1 protein-coding gene is annotated in these 1003 nt (G+C 39.5%); it reads right to left on the bottom strand.

Features of this window, described 5'->3' with window-relative positions:
- Positions 1-53: 53 nt before the first annotated feature.
- The gene (locus tag WMO75_RS19595; protein ID WP_005424144.1) at positions 54-695 is read right to left on the bottom strand and encodes a hypothetical protein; all 642 of its coding nucleotides are present in this window, start codon (positions 693-695) and stop codon (positions 54-56) included.
- Positions 696-1003: the final 308 nt, after the last annotated feature.

The following is a 1003-nucleotide window of genomic DNA, read 5'->3' as shown; positions in this document are numbered from 1 at the left end:
ATGTTTGTCTACAGTCTGAGGCGCTGCATATGCAGTGCCTTTTCCGAGAAAATCTAATATTCACTGGGAGGGGTATCTTCAAAATCTTCGTTTTCCGATTCACTCACATCAGGTACATATTCGTCGGCCATTTTCTGCGCTTCCTCTAATGTACTGGAAGGTAAATATTCCTCCCCATCACTCGTAAGCATGATTACTATATTAACGTTATTCTGACTATAATACTCCAGGTCAACATTCAGTCCGGATCGTACAGCACTCCCATTAGCTATATTCAGGACGGCGTTTTCTATATTAAAAACCATATTATAATAATTTCCTGATTCGCCCACTTCTACTGTTATCGTATTTTCATCGGAATACAGAATATTACCAGTGATATATTGGGTATCATAAGTTTCTTCCTGTGCAGATTCCTGATCTGCGGGATCTCCCTGGCTTTGGTAAATTTCCGCTTCTGCGTTATTTCCAGACTGTTGATTCTGCACACTGTCTCCTGGATTTGCTGCCACAGCTGTGGGCGTTGGCTTCCTGGTAACAGCCGTAGTAAGATTTGGAATAAACTTTACAGCATCCTTACCACTTTCGCTTTCCGTTTGCGCGGATTCGTTGCTTCCTGACAATTCACATCCTGTCAGGGTCACCGTGATACCTGTCAATATCACAAAAAACACTTTCAGAATCTTTTTTCTCATTTTTTTATCCTTTCTTTTTTACTGGTAGTGTCAAATTACTACCTGATTTTTATTGTTTAAACCTTGATTTTATGGGAGTTCGCAATAAAAAGAGCAATGACCTCTTTTTTGGTATAATGCAATCACCACAAGCAACACTACCAAAGGAGACATTGCTCATGGACATTATACTCTATTTACTTCAATTCATTCAATACCAACATAAACAAATTTGCTGGCTTATTAACCTTATCGTTACTGTTCAAGGGTTAGCTGGACTTAAGAAGACCGATGGTGTAAACTGGTAATAGTTAGAGCCATCGGTCTTC

Origin of the sequence: Blautia intestinihominis, assembly GCF_040096655.1 — a bacterium.
GTDB lineage: Bacteria > Bacillota > Clostridia > Lachnospirales > Lachnospiraceae > Blautia_A > Blautia_A intestinihominis.
Note: the sequence above shows the minus strand (reverse complement) of the source record. Positions and strands in the feature narration are given on the sequence as shown.

Excerpts from the sequence above, each read along its gene's own strand:
- WMO75_RS19595 (WP_005424144.1), bottom strand. The coding sequence starts at position 695 with ATGAGAAAAAAGATTCTGAAAGTGTTTTTTGTGATATTGACAGGTATC.